This window comes from Haladaptatus halobius (assembly GCF_020618475.1).
Classification (GTDB): Archaea; Halobacteriota; Halobacteria; order Halobacteriales; family Haladaptataceae; genus Haladaptatus; species Haladaptatus halobius.
This window is the reverse complement of the sequence record NZ_CP085335.1, coordinates 1,923,295-1,946,052: the sequence shown is the minus strand read 5'-3', so window position 1 is coordinate 1,946,052 and position 22,758 is coordinate 1,923,295. Positions and strand designations below refer to the sequence as shown.

Sequence of the window (22,758 nt, the reverse complement as noted above, 5' to 3'; positions counted from 1 at the left end):
ATCTCTACTCGGTGCGGAGGGTATGACAGTTCCGACAGCGCGCTTCGTAGGACTCCTGTGCGCCGACCAGAATCGTCGGGTCGTCGACGTGCGCCGGTTCTCCGTCGATGAGTCGCTGGTTGCGCGTCGCAGGTTCGCCGCACGTCGCACAGATGGCCTGTAGCTTCTCGACGTACTCCGACAGCGAGATGAGTTGCGGAAGTGGATCGAACGGTTCGCCGCGGAACGTCTGGTCGGTGCCGCTGACGATGACGCGTCTGCCGTCCTCGGCGAGTCGTTCGCAGACCGCGACGAGCTCGGGGGAGAAGAAGTTGGCCTCGTCCACGGCGACCACCTGCTCGCCGTTCAGCTCGTCTCGAATCGCCCAGACCCCCTCGTCATCAGGCTTGACGACGGTCGCCCCCCACGAACTGCCGTCGTGCGAGCCGACCGTGTCCTCGCCGTAGCGGTCGTCCAGTTCCGGTTTGAACACAGCGACCTCTTGGCCCGCGATCTCCGCGCGACGAAGCCGACGCAGTAGTTCCTCGGTCTTCCCGGAGAACATACAGCCGGTGATGACCTCGACCCACCCGCTGTTCGTGATTTTGTGCATACCCGAACTGCGCTCAATCCGGCGTCAAAAGGGTTGCTTATTCCAGTCGGCGGCTCGAATTCGGTACGACGCTCGGCCGACGAAAGATTACTCCACCGCGCCGACGTTCTCCCCGCTCTCGAAACTCGCCGGACACGGTTCTATCTTCGCGTACCGCACCAGCTGCCGTCCCAGCGTCACGACGCGGTCTTCCAGGTCCTCGTCCGTGAACGTCCCGTTCCGCACCGCGCTGTGCGACCGGGGCACGGCGGTCTGATACGGAAGCACCCACGCGTCGAGCGCCCGGCACACCGACCGGAGGTGATCCATCGCCGTGACCGGAAATCGACCGCCTGACACCGCGAGCAGGCCGACGGTCTTCTGCTCGAATTCGTCGAACCCGCAGTAGTCGAGCGCCGTCTTCAGCGGGGAGGAGTACGATCCGTGGTACATCGGCGTGCCGAGAACGACCGCGTCCGCCTCGCGCACACGACGTTTGAATTCCGGGACGTCGCCCGCCACCCTGTCGTCCGCGTCGAACAGCGGCAGGTCGAACTCGCGCAGATCGAGGAGTTCGCCGGTTCCGCCCGCTCGTTCGACGCCCGAGAGTGCGCGTTCGAGCGCGACGCAGGTGACGCTCTCGTCTCGGAGACTGCCGCAGATGGCGACGATGCGTGGTTGATTCGTCATAGAGTGAACTGCGGGCGGAGCGCGGAAATAGATTGTAGTGAGGAGGATTCGACCTACCGTCTGAGTTGCGCGACCCACGCATCGTTTTCTTCGTCTCTCTCCGTCTCCACGAGTCCGTCACTCTCCAAATCCGACAACAGCCCTCGAAGCCACTCTTCGCCGTGGTCGCCGCCGTAATCGACCCGGATTCGAGGGCCGAGCTTCGGGAGAGGGAGTTCGTCGTACTCCCGCAGCACCGAGACGACGCGCCCCCGGAACTGCCTGCGCGATCCCTCGAACGTCGGTTGCGTGGGGACGTCGGGGGCGGTGAAATCGCCGGTCTCGTAGGCGTGACACCACTCGCGCCACGGACACCCTGCAGCGTCGCAGGCGGGGGTCTTCTCGCAGGCGACGCCGCCGAGTTCCATGACGGCGTTGTTCCAGACACGCGATGCGCCCTCGGGTATGAGTTCGCTCGCGGCCTCCTCGAAGGCGGTGTCGTCGTCCGGCACGTCGAACGCTCGATAGAGGACGCGCTTGACGTTGGTGTCCACCACGGCGTCGCCCTCGTTGAACGCGAAGGAAGCGACCGCGTTCGCGGTGTACGGGCCGACGCCCTGTAGATTCTCGAGTTCCTCCGGTGTCTCGGGGAACTCGCCGCCGTACTCCGAGGTGACCTGCCTCGCCGCCTCGTGGAGGTACTTCGCGCGGTTGTTGTAACCGAGGCTATGGCTCGTCCAGAAGCCGACCACGCCCGAGCGATCCGCCTCCGCGAGCGCCTCGACGGTCGGCCAGCGGTCGAGGAACGCGTCCCACGCTTCGACGACGCGTCCGAGTTGCGTCTGCTGGCTCATCACCTCGGAGACGAGGATGGCGTAGGGGTCGTCCGTCTCGCGCCACGGAAACGTCCGGTGGTCGTCCTCGTACCACGAGACGAGGACGTCGCGCACCGCGTCGGTGTCGTCCGGGAGTGACCACTCCGTGTCGGTCATTGCCAACGCTTTGGCCCGGTTCGGTTTACCGATAGCGATTCGCGGACGACGGGAAAGCTTATCCTCGCCAGAGCGACTCTCCCGTGTATGCGTCCGAAAACCCTCGCTCTCCTCGGGGTTGCCCTCGCGCTCGGGCCGTACGCCGTCTCCGCGTACCTCCGGGGCGGACCGTGGCTGTGGTTCACCCTCGGCGCGTGCTGTCTCGGTTCCGCGTTGGTGTTGAAACTCGCCGAACGAAACGCTCCTCAATTCGAGACCGTCGAGTGATCGGCTTCGGTGTTCGGAACGCCCTCCACGACACCGCGTGACACTCAGAATCAGATAACCTGAATGCTTATTGCCCGTTCGTCGTAATCCTCCGAGGATGCACGTACGGCCCTCCACGCTGTTCCTCATCGGCGTCGTAATCATCGTCGCCCCGGTTGCGCCCCTCGTTTTCGCGCGCAGTCCAGCGGCGTGGTTCGCGCTGGGGGGCGCGTTCGTTCTCGCCGGAATCGGGATGTCGTTCCAGCGGCGTCGGGGCGGTCGGTCGGCGCGCGAATCGAATCCGGAGTCCCAGCATTTCATCGTCTGTCCGAACTGTAGCGCACGCAACTTCGCCAGCCGAGACGCCTGTCGGTACTGCGACGAGGAGTTCTAGAGCGAAAGCGGTATGCCGTCCCCGCCCCACCACCCGGCCATGAGCCTCGACGACCTGACGGACGATGTCGAAGCCGCCTACTCCGCGCTCGACGGGGAACTCTCCGTGAGTCTCGACCGGGAGTCGCGCAATGAACTCGCAATGCTCCTCGCCGCGTTCGACCCCGACGACTCGGACGAACTCGTTCGCCGCGCCATCCACTTACTGTTTCAGTCCGCGGTCGAGACGGGGAACCTCGACTTCCATCTCCGGGGAACCTACGACGTGACCTACGACGAGTATCTCTCCGGCATGACGTTCGAAGAGATGACGGGTGCGAACCAGTTCCCCCAGCGCGACGACGAGCGCCGGTATCAGTTCTAACGCGGTCGTTCCCCGAACGACGCGGAGACCGCGTCTTCCCGTCGATTCCACGCCACCAGTCCGCCGTCGGAGAGCTTCGGGAGGTGGACATGATGGAGCACGGTTCGTGCTCGCTGTTCGTCGCGTTCGACGTCGGTAGTGACGAGGTGGTCGACCAACTCGGCGACGGTCACCTGCCTGTCCGTCTCGTGGAGGTGGGCGAGAACGGCCTGCCGCGGCTCGGAGGCGAGCAGTCCGTGGAGTTCCGGCGATATGCTGAGGTGAGTCGGCAGTCCGAGCGTCTCTACTACGTCGTGGAGCGTCGGATGAGACGATTCTGACGAAATTTCGTCGTTGAGCGGTGAATCGTCCCCCATGCTCGCCATCGTCCGTGATAAACGTCGTGTTTAGAATAGTGGTGGTGCCTGTTATAACAGCCCCTTTTACGGACAGGGCTCTACTCGTCGGCGTCGAGGAGGGCCACTTGGAGGACGTTTCCCGCGGCGCGGCGAACGCGCTCGGAAAGCGCCTGCTGTGAGATTCCAATTTCTTCGGCGAGGTCGCCGAGCGTCACATCCCGAGGCACGTCGAAGTAGCCGCGCTCGACGGCGAGGACCAGCGCCTCTCGCTGCTCGGCCGTCAGTCCGAACTCCCGTTGTTCCACGTTCGTTTCGGTCATCACTCGGTCGAGGCGATACTCGATCTCGTGTTCGGCGCAGTAGTCGTGGAACTCGGATAGCTCGTTGTGGTCGTCGAATCGGAGACGAAAGCGCCACTCGCCGTTCCCGGAGGCTTCGAGGATGGTCGCGCCGACCGCCGCGATACCGTAGACGAAACTCTCCACCTCCTCGCTCCACTTGACGCGGTAGAGCACCCGACCGTCCACTCGGTCGAGCGCGACGAGGTTATCGACGTATGAGTTCGAACGGACGACGTCCTCGAAGGTTTCGAACTCAGTACCGACGGCCCAGAAGAACGGAAGCACCTGCGGAGAGGCGGGGACGACGCGCTCCAACTTGACATGAACGTCCGTGTCGGTGAACAAGGCCCGACCGAGTAAAAACTGCTCACCGGAGATCGTCAAGTCCGCTGTAACGCTCATACGAACTTCAGGTCGCGGACGGTTATAGCGACTACGCTGTCTCTTCGATGGCGTCGAGTAGGAGGTTGATGCCGATATCTATCTCGCGGTCGGTCACGTCAAGTGGCGGAAGGATACGGAGCGTCTTGTAGCCACAACCGAGCGTGAGCAACCCGCGCGAGAGCGCCGCATCGACGATGGCTTCGCGTCGGTTTTTCGTGTCGAACTCGACGGCGAGCATCAGACCCCTGCCGCGCATGTCCACGACGGTTTCGGGGGCGGCGTCCTCGATTATTTCCCGGGCTTGTCGACTGCGCTCGGCGACGTTCGTGAGCAGATCGTGTTCGCGGATCGCGTCGATGGTGAGTGCACCTTGAAGCGAGGAGAGCACGTCGCCAGCGCCCCACGTCGAGGAGAGTCGCCCCGTCTCCTCGGGGAAGACGTCGGAGCGCGAGATGGTCGCGCCGACGCGGAGCGCCTTCGCGCTGGTGATGACGTCGGGGTCGAGGTCGAGGTGGTCGACGGCCCACATCTCTCCCGTCCGACCCATTCCGGACTGGATTTCGTCGGCGACGACCTTCACGCCGAATCGCTCTCGAATATCCGCGATGTCGGCGACGAACTCGTCGTTCGGGATTCGATAGCCCCCCTCACCCTGTACGGGTTCGAGGATGAGGTAGGCGACCTCCTCGGGGGCGATGACGCCTTGGTCGGGGTCGAGATAGTCGGCGATGACGTTGCCGCCCGGTCCGTCGGTCTTCCAGCCGCAGTCGCACTCCCCTTCGCAGGCGCAGTAAGGGACGTTCACGACGCCCGGAATCTCGGGGTAGGCCTTGCGGTGGGCGACCTTCGAGCGGTTGAGCGAGAGCGCCCCGAGGGTGCGGCCGTGGAACGCGCCGTCGAAGGTGAACGCGCGGTGGCCGCCTCGGTTGTAGCATATCTTGATGGCGTTCTCGACGGCTTCCGCGCCGGAGTTCGAGAGGAAGACGGTGTCCATGTCGTACTGGTCGGTGCTATCGACGAGTCGTTCCATCAACTGGGTCGGGCCGGGGAACTCGGGGTCTTCGGGCGGCCAACCGCCCGACGCGTAGAAATCCTGTCCCGCGATCTTCGTCGGGTCGGGAACGTCCAACTCGCGGAGTTTGTCTGCGATTTTGGGATTGTTGTACCCCAACGGGGCGGAGGCGACGTGGCTGGTGAAATCGAGGAGGACGTTTCCGTCCACGTCGGTGCAGAAGGGACCGACCGAGTCCTCGGTGATGTCCCAGACGAAATCGTATACGTACGTCGTCGGCGCGGCGAACTGATGGTGGTAGTCGGCCCATCGTCGCGCTTTCTCGCCGGGCATCTCCCCAACCCGCGGTTCGGCCGTATCTCGGTTCATGCACCCGGTTACGGAAAGCGGTGCTTTAAAAAATTCGTTGTGCGTTCTCAGATGACGGCGACGACGGCGGTGAGGCCCGACCCCGCGAGCAACACCGTGCTCCAGATGGCGACTCGCCGGGCGAACATTCGATTCGGGGCGGAGATGGTCAGCGCCGCCTTGACGACGATGCTCGACGCGGTGGCGAGCAGGATGCCGAATACGGCGGTCTGCTGGCTCAAATTACCGCCGCTGTAGAGCGTTACCGCGGAGGCGGTCACCCCGGCGCTCGACACCAGCCCCGACAGCAGGGCTGTGATGTAGAATCCGGTCTGGCCGAAGTGACTCTTCGCCACCGCGCCGCCGACCACGACGAGCAGGAAGATGACGCCGAATCCGAGCACGTTCCGGAGCGAGAACGGGCTTTCCAGGTCGATGTCCATCTCCTGCGACCAGTCCGCCGAGTAGGCCGCGATGGCGACGCTCCCGACGATGATGGTTCCGAGCGGGATGATGGCTCCGTACAGCGTCTTGCCGGGCGTACCGACAGTGAACGCCAGCGCGATGACGAGATTGCGAAGTGCCATCGCGGCGTCGGCGAGCAGGATGGCCGCCACGCCGTAGGAGGCCGCTTCCGGGCGCTGGCGGACGTGGTCGAGCATGGTTCCGACCACCGCGGTGGAGGACGCTAGCCCGCCGAAAAAGCCCGTCACCGCGATGCCTCGCCCGCCGTAACTCTCGACGACGGCGTAGTTGGCGATGCCGATACCCGCGACGGTGACGACCATCAACCAGACGAGGCGGGGACTGACGGTGACGCTTCCGAACGAGACCTCGCCCGGTGGCAAGAGCGGGTAGATGACGAACGCGAGGATGGCGAACTCCGCCGCCGAGCGCAGTTCCTCCCGCGACAGTCCCCACGCGAAACTGTGGAGTTCTCGCTTCAACACGAGCAGCAGCGACGACACGACGGCGACGGTGACCCCGACGAGGATGAATCCCTCCGCGACCAGCACGCCGACGCCGAACGTCACGAGCATCGAGACGGACGTGGTGAGCGATAATCCGGCGTCTTCGTCGTCGTCGTCCATCAGCCCCTGTACCGCGAGTAGGATTCCCTGCACGATGACGAGGAGGCCCCCCAGAGCGAGCAACACGTCCTTCTCGATGATGGTGAACGCCGCACCGAGGAGGCTGATGAGCGTGAACGTCCGGATACCGGCCGACTTCTGCGACCACTCGCGCTCCAGTCCGAGGAAGAGACCAAGCGCTCCGGCGATGGCGATTCTGACGACGTCGCTGTCCAACGTAGCCGACGCGAATACGTCTTCGAATCCGGGCACTCCCCGAACTACGCGCCCACCCGACTAAAAGAATTGTTGCTACCCCCGATGCAGTGCGCGAAATCTTTATGCCCTGCGGCCAAACTTCTGCCGTATGGTCGGCGGATGGAATATTGACAAATCACGCGCCGCATGGTGGGCCGTGGGCGGGGTACTGGGTCTAGCGGCGCTGTTCGTTGTCTATTCGTTCATCGGGACGTTCGTCTTCGGCCTCTTTCTCTACTACGCGACGCGTCCGGTGTATCGACGCCTGCGACGAGTCGTCCGCCCGCCGAGCCTCGCCGCCGCCATCGCACTGCTGGCGCTCGCACTTCCCGCGATTCTGCTCGTCACGTACACCCTCGCTATCGGCGTGCAGGAACTGATGGCTGTGGCGAAGATGGCCGACATCACGACGCTTCCGCAAGTCGTACAGCAGTACGCCAACGTCTCCAGAATTGCCCAACACCCCGAAGAGTTTCTCACCGACGGGAACAACACGAAGATCATCCAAGATGCACTCCGCACCACGCTCAAGTACCTCGGGTTCGTCGGCACCGCGGCCCTGCATCTGTTCGTGATGATCGCCATCGCGTTCTACCTACTCCGCGACGACCACAAGCTTTCGCGGTGGTTTCGGCGGACGTTCGGGGACAGCGAGGGTGTCCTCGAAGAGTACGTCCAGTGCGTCGACACCGACTTCAACAGCGTCTTCTTCGGGAACATCCTGAACGCCTTTCTGACGGGTACCATCGGCGCGATCTCCTACAACGTGCTCAATATGGTCGCGCCTCCCGGACTAGCCATTCCCTACCCGACCGTCGTGGGGCTGTTGACCGGCGTCGCGAGCCTCATCCCCGTCGTCGGGATGAAACTCGTCTACTTCCCGGTGACCGCGATCGTCAGCGTCGACGCGCTGATGCTGCGCGATTCCGGCGTGCTGTGGTTTCCGGTGGTGTTCGCCCTCATCTCATTCGTCATCGTCGATACCATCCCCGACCTCGTCTTGCGACCGTACGTTTCGGGGCGGAACCTCCACGTCGGGATGGTGATGTTCGCGTACATCTTCGGGCCGCTGTTGTTCGGTTGGTACGGTATCTTCCTCGGCCCGATGCTACTCGTCCTCGTCGTCCACTTCGTGAAGGTCGTCCTGCCGGAGCTAATCGCGGGCAAGCCGATTCAGCCGTGGGCCGTCGACCCGACCTACTTGCAGGGTGAGGAAGAACCCCCACAGCCACCCCGCGACCCGGCCGAGTCGGCGACTGCCGAAGGTGCGGAGACGGACGCCGACGATGCAAGAACCGGCGATTCGAATACGGTGACTGAAAAGCCGGCGGAGATGACGCCGACAGAGGGCGACGATTCGGGCGATTAGTCGAGGCGCGTTCCGTCGCGCGGGCAGTGAGTGAACTCCGGATTTCGCGTCCGAAAGCCGCACTTCGGGCAGGTTCGGCTCTCCGGTCGTCGGCTCCGTCCGAAGAGAATCGGGAGGAACGGGAGGAAGACGAACACGAACGGCGTGCCGAAATACTGCCAGAGAACGACGGTGAGCGCGAGGCTCAACGCGAGACCGACGAGTGCAGTCGCGGTGCGCGACCCGACCATGGTGGTCGAAGGGCGTGCGAACGGAAAGTTCGTTCGTCTCAGTCGACGAACCGCTGCTCCCACGTCCGCCGCGCTTCGATCTCCTCCTCCCGTCGTCGGTGAGCACGTAGTAGTTCATCCGCTGGTCGCGCTCGCCTTTCTTGACCAGTCCCGCCTCGACCAGCGTGTCGAGATTCGGATACAGCCGACCGCGGTGTACGTCCACATCGTAGTACTCCTCCATGTCCTCTTTGATAGCCAATCCGTGCGGCTCGCCGTAACCAGCGATGACGTACAGAATGTCGCGCTGGAATCCCGTCAACTCGTTCATCGTCAATATTGCCGATATATGTATGAATAAAATCAATATAAATATTCTTGTAGTTCCGCGTCGCGCCTTCGACTATGGGATGGCCTTTATCTCCATGCGCGTCGTTCGAGGACGTATGCCCGAAGAAGTTCTGTTCGAAACGGAGAACACGCAGAGCCGAACCGACATCGCCGCGTACCTTCGAACCGTCGCGGACAAACTCGAAAGTGGCGAACCGATCACCCTGAGTGCCGGGAGCCAGTCCGTCACGCTCGAACCCCCGGCCCGACCGGTGTTCGAGGTCAAAGCGGAGCGCGAAACGTCCTCGACCGACCGAACCGAGACGAGTGTCGAGTTCGAACTCGAATGGAAGGAAGGTGAAGACGGCGACGACGGGTCGCTGGCGATAGAGTAGACGGACGACGTTCGGTCGACCGGTCTTTCCTCTCTTCGGAGTTTGCTATTTTGGTGGCGTCAGTAGCACCGTGGGCGGAGACCACCTTTGAGCCATAGAGACGCGGTCTTCGAACTGTGTGGAAACCACCTTCGAATGGAGTGGACACCGCTCGAGAAGTGTACGAGATGAACTAAGAGTTACGAATCGGTACGGGGCCTAGTGAGTCGACAGAGCACTGTCGCTCCTGAGTTAGCTTCGAAAGGAAAGCGGAATACGCGGGGGCGAAAAGACCCCGCGAACCGCTTGCCGCCCTGAATTGGTCCCCGCTGACGCTTCGGCCCTCCAAAGCGAAGCGTCAACTGGAACAATACGGCGTAATACCTTAAAGGTAACGATTTCGATAACTGAGAGCCGTCTGTCGAAAGAAAGTCAGATATACTCCTCTTCGAGCACCCACCCTAGCGCCCGCTTGTAGTACGTGAACATCTGCCGGATGCTTTCGTGGTTCATCTCATCGCTGTCGAGGTGTTCTTTGAGGAATTCGTACTGCTCGCGGATCTCGTCTTCGTCCCTCATATGACGTAGGTTTTCGTCTCTTCGGGAAATCAGTGTCGGCGTCTTCGAGGGGGCGTTTTTAGGCGTTCGAGGATGCCCGATTTTCCCCTCGGCGCTGAGTTTATCGCTCTCAGCATCCCTTTCTAGGGTATGGTCGACCATCGTATCGGTATCTTGGGTAGCGGAGACGTGGCGAAGGCGCTCGGACGGGGCTTTGCGAAGTACGACCGGGAGGTCAAGCTGGGAACACGACCCCCCGAGAAACTCCAAGCGTGGTCGACGGAGACGGAGGGGACTGTATCGGTCGGCTCGTTTTCCGACGCCGCCTCGTTCGGCGACGTCGTCGTCCTATCCGTTCTGGGTGCTGCAGTAGAGGACGTTCTGGAACTGGCCGGTCCCGAAAACTTCGACGGAAAACTCGTCCTCGACACCACGAATCCGCTCGACTTCTCCGAGGAAGGACCGCCGAATCTGCTGTTCGGCGGGACGGATTCCTCGGGCGAACGGGTGCAAGCCGCGCTCTCGAACGCGCAGATGGTCGACCCCGAATTCGGGGGTGAGATCCCGCCGATGATGATCTGCGGCGACGACGCCGACGCCAAAACGCGGACGGAGGACATTCTAGTCGAGTTCGGGTGGCCAGGTGCGCTCGACGTGGGTTTCATCGAATCGTCCCGCTATCTGGAGGCGCTCGTCCCGCTCTGGGTTCGAATCGGTGCGAAACTCGACACCTGGAAGCACGCGTTCACCGTGGTCCGATGACTCGTTCGCCGATTCGAATCACTGCCGACCGGAGCCTCACGCAGCAGTATCTATAGCGTACGCAAAATGTCGCCCGGAACACTAACATCCAGCCTCATCCCTGGGCCGCGTGCCGTGTCGGCTGGCAAACCCTCGTGCCGGGCGGGTCACGCGAGGCGTGACCGAACGCTTTTGCCGGCGCGAACCGGCGAAGCGAGTTGCATCAGTAGGTGCAACCGACTTCATGGATGTCGCACACTCGGGTTCTCCGCGCGGTCATCGCTCCCGAAACGGGACTACTCCGGCGGGGACTGAAGTGCGCATCAGTCGATAGGCCGGGCGCGAGGTAAGGCCTTTCGGGTCATCTCGCGGCGTTTGGGTCGTTTCCGGTGTGCTCGCTTCTATCCACCTCGCGCCGGGTCGGTTCAAATCGTGTACTCCGACTCCTTCAACTGGACGTAGCCGCCATTTCGGTAGCCGAACTTCACCCGCTTGTACTGTGTGGCGAGTTTGGCACCGCGAACCCCGGAGCCGACCTTCGATTTGATGAGTTCCGTCCCGTCGTCGTCGGAGGTTATGTTGTGCACCACCGAGAAGACGTGATCCCAGTCGTCCGGGCCGTAGTCGGCCACGATGTCCGCGAAGGAGACATTCCGCAGTATCTCCTCGCCGATGGCGGCCTTCCACTCGTCGTTGTACGATTCGAGCGAATCGGTGGCGGCGAGTTCCCCGGCGATCTTCCCCGACCGAACCGCGACGTGGTAGCCGCCCTCGTGGAACGCGCTGGTCGTTCCCATCGCGCCGCCCGCGACGGCGATTCCAGCCTTCGTCGGCGACTCGATGGGTCGCGTCGAGGAGATGGGGTAGGTCTCCGTCCCCTTCGATTTGCCGCGGTTTTCCACGATGGGGAAATCGGAGTCCACGTCGTACTCGTCGCCGTACTCGTATTCGAGCAGTCTGCGGACGTACTCTCCGCCGCGCGGGATTCCCTCGTCGTCGGGGTGCAGGAGGGCGTAGGAGTCCGGGTTCTTCACGTCCACCAAGTCCATCCCGATGGGCATCGTCAGGCCGACGCGGGCGACCGTGCCGTCGTTCGGGAACACCCACGGGTACGCCGTCTCGCCGGGCATGACGCCCCACCAGAACTTGAGCGCGGTCGGTTCGAACAGCTCCTCGGGGAACTCGCGGTACTCCTGATAGGCGATGTGGTTCGCCGTCGGCGGACTGAGGTGGTCGCTGACCGAGCGCCCGTCGGACATGAACTGGTCCAAGACGTCCAGCGTCACCCGGCGCTGCGGACCGTCAGCGAGGACGAGATATTTCGCTTCGATATCTCCCCCGTCGGCGAGTCGGAGGGTGTGTCGGTACTCCGCGTCGAGGGTCGTTTCGGCGCGCTTCACGCCGACGCCGACGCAATACTCCGCCCCGGCGTCCTCGGCGCGTTCTCTGAGCCAGTCGTCCATCCGGGCGCGGTGGAAGGTGAAGCCCATCTTCGGGTACGACGCCTCGATGCCCGTCTTCCGGAGGGTCGCCGTCTCGCTCGGGCCGACGAAGTCCACCCGGTCGAGTTCCTGGAGAATGACTTCGTCCGGAATCTCCCGGTAGTCTTCGTCCATGATATCCACCCAGTAGTCGAGCATCCCGGCGGCGTCCGTCGAGTCCGGGCCGAGGAAGTCACGGTCGGCGCGCGGAACGCCCTGTTCTAGCACTACGGCGCTCGCGCCGTGGCTCGCGGCCCGTTCTCCGGCCGACATTCCGGCGGGGCCCCCACCCACGATAGCAACGTCGAATCGCTCCATACGCCTACGCTACACAACATGGGGTACTAAATTCTTGACCTTCCGTTCGGCGTATCGTTCTCGCTAGCCAAACGGTGACGGTACGGTTTTGACGCTCCCGTCCGCACGAACCCGTATGGCAGAGTTCGAACACCTCGTCGTCGAGCGCGCGAACGACGTCGCCCACGTGACTATGAACCGACCGGAAAAGCACAACGCGATGCACCGCGCGATGGCCGCCGAACTGCGAACCGTCACGGCCGACCTGCACGAGGACGATTCGCGGTGTGTCGTCCTCACCGGCACCGACGGCGTGTTCAACACCGGAGCGGATCTCTCCGTTCTCTCGGGCGACGCGGACGACGCGCGCACCCTCCGGAAGATAGCGTCTGGTCTCCACCGCGCCATCGAGAACCTCGTCCGCGCACCCAAGCCCGTCGTGACCGGCGTAAACGGCGTCGCGGCCGGCGGCGGGTTCGGCCTCGCGCTGGCGGGCGACGTCGTCCTCCTCGCGGAAGACGCCCAGTTGGAGTTCGCCTATCCTCGGGTCGGCCTGTCGGGCGACGGCGGTTCGACGTTCTTCCTGCCGCATCTCGTCGGTCTGCGACGGGCGAAGGAGATAGCCTTGCTGGACGAACCAATCGCCCCTGAAGACGCGGTCGAGATGGGACTCGCGACCGAGGTCGCGGACGATTTCGACGCCCGTCTCGCCGAACTCGCCGCCGACCTCGCGGACGGGCCGACCCGCGCGTACGGCGCGACGAAGCGCCTGTTTAATGGAAGTTCGGGGCGAGATCTCTCGGCGCAGATGGCCGCCGAAACCGACGCCATCGCGCGGATGACCGGGACGGAGGATTACGAGCGCGGACTGGCCGCGTTCTTCGGGGACGATGCCCCCGAGTTCGGGGGTGTGTAGTGAAAACCGACTAGAGGCATTCTGCGCGGGGATATTTCGAACCGAAATACTAATCGTCCCGCTAGTGAAGTACTGACGCATGTACGCAGTTGTCAACGGTGAACTCCACACCGTGTCCGACGCGGGCGTCATCGAGAACGGTACCGTCCTGTTCGAGAACGGGAAGATAGTGGCGGTCGGTTCGGACGTGGACGTGCCGGACGACACCGCGGTCGTCGACGCCGGAGGGAAATCGGTCACGCCGGGACTCGTGGAGGCCCACAGCCACGCCGGAATGGGCGAGTGGGGCGAACCGGAGGACGGCGACGTGAACGAACTCACCGACCCGGTGACCCCGCACGTCAGCGCGCTGGACGGGTTCCACCCCCGCGACGAGGAACTGCGACACGCCTATCAGGGCGGCGTGACGACCGTCAGCGCCCGGATGGGGAGCGCGAACGTCGTCGGCGGAGTCATCTGCTCGATGAAGACCTACGGCGACATCGCCGACGAGATGATGATCCAAGAAGACGGGATGAAGGCTGCGATGGGCGAGAACCCGAAGCGCGTCCACGGCGACCAGAACGGACGCGAACCCACGACGCGACCCGGAATCGCGGCAAAAATTCGGCAGGCGCTCATGGAGGCCGAAGATTACGCCGTCCGACGCGCGAAAGCTCGCGAGGACGGGGAACCGTTCGACCGCGACTTGGGGATGGAGAACCTCTCGCGCGTCGTGGAGGGCGACTTACCGCTCCGCGTTCACGCCCACCGCGCGGACGACATCGCCACTGTGTTCCGCATCGCGGACGAGTTCGGCATCGAAGACCTCTCCATCGAGCACGCGACGGAGGGCCACGTCCTCGCTGACGAGTTCGTGAAACGCGACGTGCCCGCCATCGTCGGTCCGTCGCTGTACTCCGGCGCGAAGTACGAACTCTCGAACATCACCTTCGAGACCGCGGGCATCCTCCACGAGGCGGGCGTGAAGGTCGCCATCCAGACCGACGCCCCCGTACTCCCGCAGGAGCATCTCGACGTGTGCGTCGGACTGGCGATTCGAGAGGGGCTTCCCGAAGACGTTGCGCTTCGAACCGTCACGCGCAACCCCGCCGAGATTCTCGGTATCGAAGACCGCGTCGGGACGTTAGCGGAGGGGACGGACGCCGACATCGTGGTCTGGGACGGCGAGCCGTTCGACATCACCTCTGACGCCCGACACGTCTTCGTGGACGGGAAGCACGCCTACGACTCCGAGCGCGACGACCGCGACCCGCGCGAGGAGTACGCTTGGTGAACCGGCGCTTTCGGGGACGAAATCTTCAGTAATTCCGGGCGAGGCGATGCACTTTGCGCTAGCTCACGCCACGCGAAAAATTGGCACTCGAGCGCGCAATCTCAACCGCGCTTCCGAGACGGACGATTCTTGCATCTGTTTGGTGTTATGGTATTTTAACCATAGTTTATTTGGAACCCCCGCGCAATAGGGGGCATGGCTTCGGACGAAACCTACGTCGGTTCCATCGACCAAGGCACGACTGGCACCCGATTCATGGTGTTCGACCACGCAGGGACGGTCGTGGCGAACGCCTACGAGAAGCACGAACAGATCTACCCGGAACCGGGGTGGGTGGAACACGACCCGCTCGAAATCTGGGAGAACACGAAGTCGGTCATCCAGTCCGCGCTCGCCGAGGCTGGTATCGACGCCGAGCAACTGGAGGCGCTCGGCGTCACCAACCAGCGCGAAACGACGCTGCTCTGGGACGCGGACACCGGCAAGCCGGTCCACAACGCCATCGTCTGGCAAGACCGGCGGACGACCGACCGCGTCGAGCAACTGGAGGAAGACGGCAAGACGGACGAGGTTCGCGCGAAGACGGGCCTCGAACCGGACGCGTACTTCTCGGCGACGAAAGCCGAGTGGCTGCTCGACAACGCCGACCCTATCAAGACCCAGCGCGCGCGTCCCGCCGATCTGCGCGACCGAGCCGAAGACGGCGAAATTCTCTTCGGCACGGTCGATTCGTGGCTCGTCTACAATCTGACGGGCGAGCACATCACGGACGTGACGAACGCTTCCCGGACGATGCTGTTCGACATCCACGAGATGGACTGGGACGACGACCTCTGCGCAGAGTTCGACGTCCCGCGTGCGATGCTCCCTGAAGTCCGCCCGTCGAGCGACGACGACACTTACGGCGCGACGGACTCGGAGGGCTTCCTCGGCGCGGAAGTGCCCGTGGCGGGCGCACTCGGCGACCAGCAGGCAGCCCTGTTCGGGCAGACCTGCTTCGACGCGGGCGACGCGAAGAACACCTACGGCACGGGGAGTTTCTTCCTGCTCAACACGGGTAACGAGGCGGTCGAGAGCGAGCATGGTCTCCTGACGACGGTCGGCTTCCAGCGGTCGGGCGAACCCGTCCAGTACGCCCTCGAAGGCGCGATATTCGTCACGGGTGCCGCCATCGAGTGGCTCTCGGACATGGATCTCATCGACGACGCGGCGGAGACCGAGACCCTCGCACGAAGCGTCGATTCGACGGACGGCGTCTACGTCGTGCCCGCGTTCACCGGACTGGGCGCGCCCCACTGGAACCAGCGCGCTCGCGGCACCGTCGTCGGGATGACTCGCGGGACGCGAAAGGAACACGTGGTTCGGGCGACGCTCGAAAGCATCGCCTACCAGACCCGCGACGTGGCCGAAGCGATGGAGGCCGACAGCGGCATCAAGGTCGAATCGCTCCGCGTGGACGGCGGGGCGGTGAAGAATAACTTCCTCTGCCAGCTACAGGCCGACATCCTGGGCACCGATATCGTTCGTCCCGTCGTGGATGAGACGACCGCGCTCGGGTCTGCGTATGCAGCTGGTCTCGCAGTCGGTTACTGGGAGACCGTGGACGAACTGCGGAAAAACTGGCAGGTAGACCGCGAGTTCGAGACGGCGGGCGACGGCCAACTCGACGAGAAGTACGGTCGCTGGCAGGAGGCGGTCGAGCGCTCCCTCGACTGGGCGCGAGAAGGGAGTGACTGAGATGGCGGACTTCTCCTCGCTCTGGGCCGTCGAACTGCTCATCGCCGCCTTCGCCGGCGGGGCGTTCGGCGCGGCGGTTGGTGCGCTCCCGGCGTTCATCTTCACCGGCTTCATGGTCATCGCCGGCGAGGCGGCGAACGTCACGGGTCGGTACATCGCCGACGCCGGAGTCGGAAACGTCGCCGAATTGAGTGCGGTCGGAATCACCGGCTCCATCGCCTTCGGCCCGGTGTTCTCGCCTGCAATAAGCTTCGCCGGCGGTGCGGCGGCGGCCGCCTACGCCGCGAAGCGGGGCTACATGGAGTCCGGATTCGACTACCACAACGCGAAGGACATCGCCTTCGCCTTGGGGACGAAACCGGACGTGCTCGCGGTGGGCGGCGTGTTCGGCGTCCTCGGCTACTGGTTCACCGAGCTATCGGCCATCTTTGCTATGCCCTACGACCCCATCGCCATGGGCGTCGTGCTATCAGCCGTCGCGCACAGGCTCGTCTTCGGCTACGACCTCATCGGCGACACTAGCGGCGGCATCCTCAACATGAAGCCGTTCGAGGACGGCGAGCGCCGCGTCATCGGCGAGGCCGCCACGGAGGGTGGCGAGGCGGCGCCCGACGAACCGGTAGCGGACGGCGGTGCGACCGCGGAGGGACGGTTCGTCGTCGAACCGTGGCTTCCCCACCAGTACGAGTGGGCGAACGTGGCGACCCTCGGCATCGTCGTCGGCATCCTCGGGGCGTACACGGCGTACGTCACGGGCAGTCCGTTCCTCGCGTTCGGTATCAGCGCCGCGAGCCTCGTTTTCCTTAACTGCGGCGTCGAGAAGATTCCCGTCACGCACCACATCACCCTGCCCGCGAGCACCGCCGCGCTCGCGCTCGCACCCGCGGGGATGAATATTCTGCAGGCTTCGCCCGCCGCGATTCAGGCCGAAGTCCCGATTCTCCCCGCCCTCGCGGTCGGCGCGCTGTTCGGCCTCGTCTGCGCCCTGTTCGGCGAGGCGTTCCAGCGAGTCTTCTACGCGCACGCCGACACGCACATGGATCCGCCGGCCGCGGCCATCGTCTTCGGCACCTTCCTCGTCGCGGTGCTCGCCATCTTCAACGTCTTCCCCCAGAGCGCCTGGGTAACGACGCTTGGGATGTAACGAACGCCTCGGTTCGCGTTTCGAATTTTCGAAATTTACATCGGACTCGGCGAGAATCGTCGCTCGATGAGCGACACCCCTCGCCCCGTCTCCCGTATCGCCTTCGTCTGCGTTCAGAACGCCGGGCGAAGTCAGATGGCGACCGCGTTCGCGGAGCGGGAGCGCGACGCCCGCGATTTAGACGTGGAAATCGTCACCGGCGGAACCGACCCGGCCGACCGCATTCACGAGGAGGTAGTGGAGGCGATGGCGGAACCAAACTTCGACCTCGCCAGGCGCACGCCGCGGGAGGTCACGTTCGAGGAGCTACGGGACTGCGGGTACGTCGTCACGATGGGCTGTTCGGCGACGGACGTGTGCCCGGCGACGTGGTCGGGCGAGAACCGCGACTGGGGACTGGACGACCCCGAGGGAAAAACGCCGGAGGAAGTGCGCAAAATTCGGGACGAAATCGCGGTGCGCGTCCGCGAACTGTTCGACGAAATCGAGGCGGAACACCGAGACTAAGTGCCGGACACCCGAAGCTCGAGCATGGTTCCGCCGCTCGTCTTGGACATCGACGGCACGATGACTCGCCCCGACGTCTCCATCGATCCGCGATTCTTCGACCTGCTTCCCGACTGGGACGCGCCGGTCGTGGTCGCCACCGGGAAGGCGTTCCCCTACCCGGTCTCGCTCTGTCACTTCCTCCAGATTCCGCAGTGCGTCATCGCCGAGAACGGCGGCGTCGTCCTCGTGGACGACGAGGTGACGAAAAACGGGGACGGCGAGGCCGCCCGGCGCGTCGCCGAGGAGTACGAGGCGGCGGGCTACGAGTTGGGGTGGGGGAAAACCGACCTTATCAATCGCTGGCGCGAGACGGAGATCGCCGTCCAGCGCGACCAGCCACTCGGCCCGCTGGAAGAACTCGCCAGCGAGCACGGCCAGCAGGTCGTGGACACGGGCTACGCCTACCACGTTAAATCCTCCGGGATGAGCAAGGGGCAGGGGGTGAAGTCGGTCGCGAAACTGCTGGGACGCGACCCCGAGGAGTTCGTCGCCATCGGGGATTCGGAGAACGACGTTTCGACCTTCGGCGTCGTCGGCGAGAGCTACGCGCTAGCGAACGCCGACGAGAAGGCGAGACAGGCCGCCGAGACGGTCGTGGAGGGCTCGTACTCCGAGGGGACGATATCGGTACTGAACGAGATTCGCGGACGGGACGACTAACCCGGCGACCGACTCGGCGAGTCGAACGCCGAGGGAACGTCACGGAAACCGGCGGTGGCCCCTCCGAAGCGACACCGCCTCCTCTATTTGCTCCGGCGAGAAACTGGCATCTATGGCCGAACAGTCCACCGCGGAGGACGCACCGACGACCGACTCGCCGACGGTTCTCGTCCTGCGCCGCGAAACCCACGGGATGCCCATCGCCGAGTACGTCGCCGAACTCCGCGAACGTCTGCCGGATCATGAGGTTCGCCTCGCCCGAACGCCCGAGGAAGAACGCGAGCGAATCGCCGACGCGGACATCGTGACCGGCATGTCCATCGACGAGGCGCTACTCGATCACGCCGAGAACCTCCGGCTGTTCGCCTGCGCGTACGCCGGAACCGGCCATCTCCCGCTCGACGCCCTCGAATCGCGGGGCGTGGCGGTGACGAACGCCTCGGGCGTTCACGGGGCGAACGTCGGCGAGTACGTCATCGGTGCCATCCTGACGTTCACCCGAGGATTCCTCCGCGCGCGACGCCAGCAGTCGCGCCGGGAGTGGCGGCACTTCCAGGCGGAAGAGTTGCAGGGAAGCACGGTGACCGTGGTCGGAATGGGTGCGATCGGGCGGGCGGTCGTCGAGCGCTTGCGAGGGTTCGGCGTCGAGACCATCGGCGTGCGCCACTCACCCCAGAAGGGCGGCCCGACCGATGAGGTGTTCGGCTTCGACGACCTGCACGACGCACTCGCCCGTACGGATTACCTCGCGTTGACCTGCCCGCTGACCGACGAGACGCGGGGGTTGCTCGATGCCGCGGCGTTCGACACTCTCCCGCCGGACGCCGTGCTAGTGAACGTCGCCCGGGGGAGGGTGGTCGAGACCGACGCTCTCGTATCTGCCCTTCGCGGGAACGGGATTCGCGGCGCAGCGCTGGACGTGACCGACCCGGAACCCCTGCCGGAAGACCACCCGCTCTGGAATTTCGAGAACGTGCTCGTCACGCCCCATAATGCGGGCCACACGCCCGAGTACTACGCTCGGCTGGCCGACATCGTGGCCGAAAACGTTCGGCGTATCTCGGAATCCGGCGGGGAAGCCGAACTGGAGAATCGGGTCGTCTGACGGCCACCTAACGGTCGCCTCGGACGCGACCGAGAATCGCCGTGCTGTCGGCGTGAGCTCTCGGGTATCTGAAAAATGGTGCCGATGTAAACCAGATTACCACAGCTGTGCGGCGGGCGTCTCGCAGCTATCGCAGACGACCGCCTCGTTTCCTTTGTACGTGCCGCGTTCTAACCGTCCGTCGCGGCACCACTGGCACTCTCGTCCTTCGAGGCGTCCGATGACGCTCGACTCGGTCGTCGAACTCATATCTCGTTCTGAAAATCCGGCGCTCGCGCTATGAACTTGCTGGCCCACCTTGCAGGCAGTTTATCCTTCCTCGGACGCTAGGCACCAGTATGAACGAACAGGCTAACACCGACCTCCCGGAGAGCGACGACGAGTGGCGCGAGCGCCTGAGCGACGAGGAGTATCGCGTCCTCCGCGAGCGGGGAACCGAGCGCCCGGGCACTGGCGAGCATCTGGACAGAAAAGACGACGGAACCTACGTCTGCGCCGGCTGCGGGGTGGAACTGTTCGACTCCGACACGAAGTACGACTCGCACTGCGGCTGGCCGAGTTTCTACGACGTGCCGGAAGGGAACGTCGAGACACGAGAGGACACCAGCCACGGCATGGTGCGAACCGAGGTCGTCTGCGCGAACTGCGGCGGGCATTTGGGCCACGTCTTCGAGGACGGGCCGGAACCAACCGGGAAGCGATACTGTATCAACAGCGTGGCGCTGGATTTCGAGGACGAAGAATAATCGGTCGCGCTCGTCTTCGGGGTTCCCGCCTATCTCGTCGGTGCAGGTGTCCGGCGAATCGTCTCGCGAGTGAACGCCGAACGACACGCCTTTCCCACCGCCCGAGAAATTTCGATTATGGACAGAAAGCGAGAGCTTTCGAGCATCGACCTCGCCGCCGTCGTCCGCGAACTCGGCGCCTACGAGGGCGCGAAGGTCGACAAAGCATACCTCTACGGCGACGACCTCTTGCGGCTCAAGATGCGCGATTTCGACCGCGGCCGCCTCGAACTGCTCGTGGAAGTGGGGGAGATAAAACGCGTCCACATCTCCGCACCGGAGCACGTTCCGGCCGCGCCGGGCAGGCCGCCGAACTTTGCCATGATGCTCCGCAACCGCCTGAATGGGGCGAACTTCGCGGGCGTCGAGCAGTACGAGTTCGACCGTATTCTCCAGTTCCACTTCAAGCGCGGGGACGGGGATACGACCATCGTCGCGGAACTGTTCGGACAGGGGAACGTCGCCGTACTGGACGAGAACCGCGAGGTCGTGGACTCCCTCGACACGGTGCGACTGAAATCCAGAACCGTCGCGCCCGGTTCGCAGTACGAGTTCCCCAACTCGCGCGTGAACCCTCTCGAAATCGGTTACGAGGAGTTTGCGGTTCGAATGGACGACTCGGACACCGACCTCGTCCGGACGCTGGCGACGCAACTCAACTTCGGCGGCCTGTACGCCGAGGAGGTCTGCACTCGCGCCGGCGTCGAGAAGGCGAAGGACATCGCCGACGCCGAGGAGGAAGAGTACGAACGACTGTACGACGCCATCGAACGCCTGAAAGAACCGCTAGAGACGGGCCGATTCGACCCGCGGGTCTACTACGAAGACGACACCAGAGTCGACGTGACGCCCTTCCCGCTCGAAGAGTACGAGGGCCGTGATTCGGAGGCGTTCGAGACGTTCAACACCGCGCTGGACGACTACTTCACTAACCTCGACCTGACCGAGGACGAGGGGTCGCAGGGAGCACAGGAGCCCCAGAAACCGGACTTCCAAGCGCAGGTAGAGAAGCAAAAACGCATCATCGAACAGCAGGAGGGCGCGATAGAGGGGTTCGAACGGCAGGCGCAGGTCGAGCGCGAGAAGGCCGAACTACTCTACGGGAACTACGGCTTCGTGGACGAGATCCTCTCGACCGTTCGGAACGCCCGCGCCGAGGACACGCCGTGGGAGGAGATAGAAGCCCGCTTCGAAGAAGGTGCGGAGCAGGGCATCCCCGAGGCGGAAGCCGTGCAGGGAATCGACGAGCGCGAGGGCACCGTCACCGTCGAAATCGATGACACTGAAATCACGCTCGAACCGGAGGATGGCGTCGAGAAGAACGCGGATCGAATCTACACGGAAGCGAAGCGAATCGAGGAGAAGAAGGAGGGCGCGCAGGCCGCCATTGAGGACACCCGCGAGGAACTGGAGGCGGTTCGGAAACGACGGGAGGAGTGGGAGGCCGACCCTGCGTCGGAAGCGGACGAGGAGGAACCGACGGACATCGACTGGCTGGCGCGGGCGTCTATCCCGGTGCGACAGCAAGAGCAGTGGTACGAGCGGTTCCGCTGGTTCCGAACGTCGGACGGCTTTCTCGTCCTCGGCGGGCGAAACGCCGACCAGAACGAGGAACTCGTCAAAAAGTACATGGATAGGAACGACCTATTCTTCCACTCGCAGGCGCACGGCGGGCCGATAACCGTCCTGAAAACGTCCGACCCGAGCGAACCGTCGAAGGACGTGGACGTGCCGGAGCAAAGCAAGCGAGAGGCGGCCCAGTTCGCCGTCTCCTACTCGTCGGTGTGGAAGGACGGTCGGTTCTCGGGAGACGCCTACGCGGTCAACCCCGAACAGGTGTCGAAGACGCCGGAGAGCGGCGAGTACTTGGAGAAGGGCGGCTTCGCCATCCGCGGCGACCGAACCTACTTCCGGGACGTGCCGGTCGGCGTCGCCATCGGAATCACCGTCGAGCCGAACACCCGAGTCGTCGGCGGGCCGCCGTCCGCCATCGAGTCGCAGGCGGAGACGAGCATCGAGGTCGAACCCGGACAGTACGCCCAGAACGACGCCGCGAAGCGCCTCTACCGCGAATTTCGTGATCGGTTCGAAGATACGTCGTTCGTCCGGAAGGTGGCGAGTCCCGACCTGATTCAGGAGTTCCTCCCCGCCGGAGGGAGTCGGATAGCCGACTGATTCGACCGGCAACAAGTCTGATATGTACAGTTTTCGATAAGAACGGTTAAGCTCTCAGACGACGTT

Annotated in this window: 26 protein-coding genes and 1 pseudogene; 15 read left to right on the top strand and 12 right to left on the bottom strand. The window is 63.9% G+C overall.

The window, feature by feature from the left end; all coding sequences use genetic code 11:
• Positions 1-4 precede the first annotated feature (4 nt).
• The 3 genes from LIW51_RS11235 to LIW51_RS11225 all read right to left on the bottom strand — a co-directional run bounded on the left by LIW51_RS11235 (position 5) and on the right by LIW51_RS11225 (position 2,232).
• Positions 5-592 (bottom strand): thymidine kinase, encoded by a 588-nt coding sequence (locus tag LIW51_RS11235; protein ID WP_227374221.1) that lies wholly within the window; start codon positions 590-592, stop codon positions 5-7.
• Positions 593-679: 87 nt separating this feature from the next.
• A complete protein-coding gene (locus LIW51_RS11230) occupies positions 680-1,261 on the bottom strand; it encodes an NADPH-dependent FMN reductase (RefSeq protein ID WP_227374220.1) in 582 nt (193 codons plus the stop codon).
• Between the two features lie 53 nt (positions 1,262-1,314).
• A complete protein-coding gene (locus LIW51_RS11225; protein WP_227374219.1) occupies positions 1,315-2,232 on the bottom strand; it encodes an HhH-GPD family protein in 918 nt (305 codons plus the stop codon).
• Positions 2,233-2,319: 87 nt separating this feature from the next.
• Here LIW51_RS11225 and LIW51_RS11220 point away from each other — a divergent pair, with 87 nt between their 5' ends.
• From LIW51_RS11220 to LIW51_RS11210, 3 genes are all read left to right on the top strand, one after another.
• Positions 2,320-2,499 (top strand): hypothetical protein, encoded by a 180-nt coding sequence (locus tag LIW51_RS11220; protein WP_227374218.1) that lies wholly within the window; start codon positions 2,320-2,322, stop codon positions 2,497-2,499.
• A gap of 97 nt (positions 2,500-2,596) precedes the next feature.
• A complete protein-coding gene (locus LIW51_RS11215; protein ID WP_227374217.1) occupies positions 2,597-2,872 on the top strand; it encodes a hypothetical protein in 276 nt (91 codons plus the stop codon).
• A gap of 39 nt (positions 2,873-2,911) precedes the next feature.
• Positions 2,912-3,235, top strand: a complete 324-nt coding sequence (locus LIW51_RS11210; RefSeq protein WP_227374216.1) for a ribbon-helix-helix protein — start codon at positions 2,912-2,914, stop codon at positions 3,233-3,235.
• On the opposite strand, the gene LIW51_RS11205 is transcribed toward LIW51_RS11210, so the two are convergent.
• The 4 genes from LIW51_RS11205 to LIW51_RS11190 form a co-directional block, all read right to left on the bottom strand.
• Entirely contained in the window at positions 3,232-3,591 is a 360-nt protein-coding gene (locus LIW51_RS11205; protein WP_227374215.1) for a DUF7344 domain-containing protein, read from the bottom strand. The two genes, LIW51_RS11210 and LIW51_RS11205, sit on opposite strands and share 4 nt — an antisense overlap.
• 80 nt (positions 3,592-3,671) lie before the next feature.
• Entirely contained in the window at positions 3,672-4,316 is a 645-nt protein-coding gene (locus LIW51_RS11200) for a helix-turn-helix domain-containing protein (RefSeq protein WP_227374214.1), read from the bottom strand.
• Between the two features lie 31 nt (positions 4,317-4,347).
• Complete coding sequence (locus LIW51_RS11195) at positions 4,348-5,679, bottom strand: aminotransferase class III-fold pyridoxal phosphate-dependent enzyme (RefSeq protein ID WP_227374213.1); 1,332 nt, start codon at positions 5,677-5,679, stop codon at positions 4,348-4,350.
• 47 nt (positions 5,680-5,726) lie between these two features.
• Positions 5,727-7,001, bottom strand: coding sequence for an MgtC/SapB family protein (locus LIW51_RS11190; protein ID WP_227374212.1), 1,275 nt, complete (start codon positions 6,999-7,001; stop codon positions 5,727-5,729).
• 94 nt (positions 7,002-7,095) lie between these two features.
• Between LIW51_RS11190 and LIW51_RS11185 the strand changes: the two genes are divergently transcribed.
• Positions 7,096-8,355, top strand: a complete 1,260-nt coding sequence (locus LIW51_RS11185) for an AI-2E family transporter (protein WP_227374211.1) — start codon at positions 7,096-7,098, stop codon at positions 8,353-8,355.
• Here the strand turns inward: LIW51_RS11185 and LIW51_RS11180 are convergent.
• Both LIW51_RS11180 and LIW51_RS11175 read right to left on the bottom strand, forming a co-directional pair.
• Positions 8,352-8,585: a hypothetical protein gene (locus LIW51_RS11180; RefSeq protein ID WP_227374210.1), complete on the bottom strand. Its 234-nt coding sequence runs from the start codon at positions 8,583-8,585 to the stop codon at positions 8,352-8,354. The genes LIW51_RS11185 and LIW51_RS11180 overlap by 4 nt on opposite strands.
• A 38-nt stretch (positions 8,586-8,623) precedes the next feature.
• Positions 8,624-8,895, bottom strand: a pseudogene (locus LIW51_RS11175) (PadR family transcriptional regulator).
• Positions 8,896-9,010: 115 nt separating this feature from the next.
• Between LIW51_RS11175 and LIW51_RS11170 the strand changes: the two are divergent.
• Positions 9,011-9,289, top strand: a complete 279-nt coding sequence (locus tag LIW51_RS11170; protein WP_227374209.1) for an amphi-Trp domain-containing protein — start codon at positions 9,011-9,013, stop codon at positions 9,287-9,289.
• Positions 9,290-9,700: 411 nt separating this feature from the next.
• Here the strand turns inward: LIW51_RS11170 and LIW51_RS11165 are convergent, their stop codons facing one another.
• The gene (locus tag LIW51_RS11165; protein WP_227374208.1) at positions 9,701-9,847 is read right to left on the bottom strand and encodes a DUF8555 family protein; all 147 of its coding nucleotides are present in this window, start codon (positions 9,845-9,847) and stop codon (positions 9,701-9,703) included.
• A 129-nt stretch (positions 9,848-9,976) separates the two neighbouring features.
• Here LIW51_RS11165 and LIW51_RS11160 point away from each other — a divergent pair, with 129 nt between their 5' ends.
• Complete coding sequence (locus LIW51_RS11160; RefSeq protein ID WP_227374207.1) at positions 9,977-10,588, top strand: NADPH-dependent F420 reductase; 612 nt, start codon at positions 9,977-9,979, stop codon at positions 10,586-10,588.
• A gap of 404 nt (positions 10,589-10,992) precedes the next feature.
• On the opposite strand, the gene LIW51_RS11155 is transcribed toward LIW51_RS11160, so the two are convergent.
• Positions 10,993-12,366 carry an NAD(P)/FAD-dependent oxidoreductase gene (locus tag LIW51_RS11155; RefSeq protein ID WP_227374206.1) on the bottom strand — a complete coding sequence of 458 codons (1,374 nt, stop codon included), beginning with the start codon at positions 12,364-12,366 and terminating at the stop codon, positions 10,993-10,995.
• Between the two features lie 115 nt (positions 12,367-12,481).
• On the opposite strand from LIW51_RS11155, the gene LIW51_RS11150 reads away from it, so the two are divergent.
• The 7 genes from LIW51_RS11150 (at position 12,482) to LIW51_RS11120 (ending at position 19,732) form a co-directional block, all read left to right on the top strand.
• Complete coding sequence (locus tag LIW51_RS11150; RefSeq protein ID WP_227374205.1) at positions 12,482-13,261, top strand: enoyl-CoA hydratase/isomerase family protein; 780 nt, start codon at positions 12,482-12,484, stop codon at positions 13,259-13,261.
• 79 nt (positions 13,262-13,340) lie between these two features.
• Positions 13,341-14,537: an amidohydrolase gene (locus LIW51_RS11145; RefSeq protein ID WP_227374204.1), complete on the top strand. Its 1,197-nt coding sequence runs from the start codon at positions 13,341-13,343 to the stop codon at positions 14,535-14,537.
• Between the two features lie 195 nt (positions 14,538-14,732).
• On the top strand, positions 14,733-16,274 hold the full coding sequence (gene glpK, locus LIW51_RS11140; protein ID WP_227374203.1) for a glycerol kinase GlpK: 1,542 nt from the start codon (positions 14,733-14,735) through the stop codon (positions 16,272-16,274).
• Position 16,275: 1 nt separating this feature from the next.
• On the top strand, positions 16,276-17,418 hold the full coding sequence (locus LIW51_RS11135) for a DUF7973 family transport facilitator (protein WP_227374202.1): 1,143 nt from the start codon (positions 16,276-16,278) through the stop codon (positions 17,416-17,418).
• Positions 17,419-17,484: 66 nt separating this feature from the next.
• The gene (locus LIW51_RS11130; protein ID WP_227374201.1) at positions 17,485-17,925 is read left to right on the top strand and encodes an arsenate-mycothiol transferase ArsC; all 441 of its coding nucleotides are present in this window, start codon (positions 17,485-17,487) and stop codon (positions 17,923-17,925) included.
• Positions 17,926-17,949: 24 nt separating this feature from the next.
• Positions 17,950-18,627 carry an HAD hydrolase family protein gene (locus tag LIW51_RS11125; RefSeq protein WP_227374200.1) on the top strand — a complete coding sequence of 226 codons (678 nt, stop codon included), beginning with the start codon at positions 17,950-17,952 and terminating at the stop codon, positions 18,625-18,627.
• Between the two features lie 112 nt (positions 18,628-18,739).
• The gene (locus tag LIW51_RS11120; RefSeq protein ID WP_227374199.1) at positions 18,740-19,732 is read left to right on the top strand and encodes a D-2-hydroxyacid dehydrogenase; all 993 of its coding nucleotides are present in this window, start codon (positions 18,740-18,742) and stop codon (positions 19,730-19,732) included.
• A 96-nt stretch (positions 19,733-19,828) separates the two neighbouring features.
• On the opposite strand, the gene LIW51_RS11115 is transcribed toward LIW51_RS11120, so the two are convergent.
• Positions 19,829-19,981, bottom strand: coding sequence for an HVO_A0556 family zinc finger protein (locus LIW51_RS11115; protein WP_227374198.1), 153 nt, complete (start codon positions 19,979-19,981; stop codon positions 19,829-19,831).
• A gap of 89 nt (positions 19,982-20,070) precedes the next feature.
• Between LIW51_RS11115 and msrB the strand changes: the two genes are divergently transcribed.
• Both msrB and rqcH read left to right on the top strand, forming a co-directional pair.
• Entirely contained in the window at positions 20,071-20,478 is a 408-nt protein-coding gene (gene msrB / locus LIW51_RS11110; protein WP_227374197.1) for a peptide-methionine (R)-S-oxide reductase MsrB, read from the top strand.
• A gap of 117 nt (positions 20,479-20,595) precedes the next feature.
• Positions 20,596-22,692 carry a ribosome rescue protein RqcH gene (rqcH, locus tag LIW51_RS11105; protein WP_227374196.1) on the top strand — a complete coding sequence of 699 codons (2,097 nt, stop codon included), beginning with the start codon at positions 20,596-20,598 and terminating at the stop codon, positions 22,690-22,692.
• Positions 22,693-22,758 lie beyond the last annotated feature (66 nt).

Coding starts and splice junctions, on each gene's coding strand:
- LIW51_RS11235 (WP_227374221.1), bottom strand. CDS start 592: ATGCACAAAATCACGAACAGCGGGTGGGTCGAGGTCATCACCGGCTGT.
- LIW51_RS11230 (WP_227374220.1), bottom strand. CDS start 1,261: ATGACGAATCAACCACGCATCGTCGCCATCTGCGGCAGTCTCCGAGAC.
- LIW51_RS11225 (WP_227374219.1), bottom strand. CDS start 2,232: ATGACCGACACGGAGTGGTCACTCCCGGACGACACCGACGCGGTGCGC.
- LIW51_RS11220 (WP_227374218.1), top strand. CDS start 2,320: ATGCGTCCGAAAACCCTCGCTCTCCTCGGGGTTGCCCTCGCGCTCGGG.
- LIW51_RS11215 (WP_227374217.1), top strand. CDS start 2,597: ATGCACGTACGGCCCTCCACGCTGTTCCTCATCGGCGTCGTAATCATC.
- LIW51_RS11210 (WP_227374216.1), top strand. CDS start 2,912: ATGAGCCTCGACGACCTGACGGACGATGTCGAAGCCGCCTACTCCGCG.
- LIW51_RS11205 (WP_227374215.1), bottom strand. CDS start 3,591: ATGGGGGACGATTCACCGCTCAACGACGAAATTTCGTCAGAATCGTCT.
- LIW51_RS11200 (WP_227374214.1), bottom strand. CDS start 4,316: ATGAGCGTTACAGCGGACTTGACGATCTCCGGTGAGCAGTTTTTACTC.
- LIW51_RS11195 (WP_227374213.1), bottom strand. CDS start 5,679: ATGAACCGAGATACGGCCGAACCGCGGGTTGGGGAGATGCCCGGCGAG.
- LIW51_RS11185 (WP_227374211.1), top strand. CDS start 7,096: ATGGTCGGCGGATGGAATATTGACAAATCACGCGCCGCATGGTGGGCC.
- LIW51_RS11180 (WP_227374210.1), bottom strand. CDS start 8,585: ATGGTCGGGTCGCGCACCGCGACTGCACTCGTCGGTCTCGCGTTGAGC.
- LIW51_RS11170 (WP_227374209.1), top strand. CDS start 9,011: ATGCCCGAAGAAGTTCTGTTCGAAACGGAGAACACGCAGAGCCGAACC.
- LIW51_RS11165 (WP_227374208.1), bottom strand. CDS start 9,847: ATGAGGGACGAAGACGAGATCCGCGAGCAGTACGAATTCCTCAAAGAA.
- LIW51_RS11160 (WP_227374207.1), top strand. CDS start 9,977: ATGGTCGACCATCGTATCGGTATCTTGGGTAGCGGAGACGTGGCGAAG.
- LIW51_RS11155 (WP_227374206.1), bottom strand. CDS start 12,366: ATGGAGCGATTCGACGTTGCTATCGTGGGTGGGGGCCCCGCCGGAATG.
- LIW51_RS11150 (WP_227374205.1), top strand. CDS start 12,482: ATGGCAGAGTTCGAACACCTCGTCGTCGAGCGCGCGAACGACGTCGCC.
- LIW51_RS11145 (WP_227374204.1), top strand. CDS start 13,341: ATGTACGCAGTTGTCAACGGTGAACTCCACACCGTGTCCGACGCGGGC.
- glpK (WP_227374203.1), top strand. CDS start 14,733: ATGGCTTCGGACGAAACCTACGTCGGTTCCATCGACCAAGGCACGACT.
- LIW51_RS11135 (WP_227374202.1), top strand. CDS start 16,276: ATGGCGGACTTCTCCTCGCTCTGGGCCGTCGAACTGCTCATCGCCGCC.
- LIW51_RS11130 (WP_227374201.1), top strand. CDS start 17,485: ATGAGCGACACCCCTCGCCCCGTCTCCCGTATCGCCTTCGTCTGCGTT.
- LIW51_RS11125 (WP_227374200.1), top strand. CDS start 17,950: ATGGTTCCGCCGCTCGTCTTGGACATCGACGGCACGATGACTCGCCCC.
- LIW51_RS11120 (WP_227374199.1), top strand. CDS start 18,740: ATGGCCGAACAGTCCACCGCGGAGGACGCACCGACGACCGACTCGCCG.
- LIW51_RS11115 (WP_227374198.1), bottom strand. CDS start 19,981: ATGAGTTCGACGACCGAGTCGAGCGTCATCGGACGCCTCGAAGGACGA.
- msrB (WP_227374197.1), top strand. CDS start 20,071: ATGAACGAACAGGCTAACACCGACCTCCCGGAGAGCGACGACGAGTGG.
- rqcH (WP_227374196.1), top strand. CDS start 20,596: ATGGACAGAAAGCGAGAGCTTTCGAGCATCGACCTCGCCGCCGTCGTC.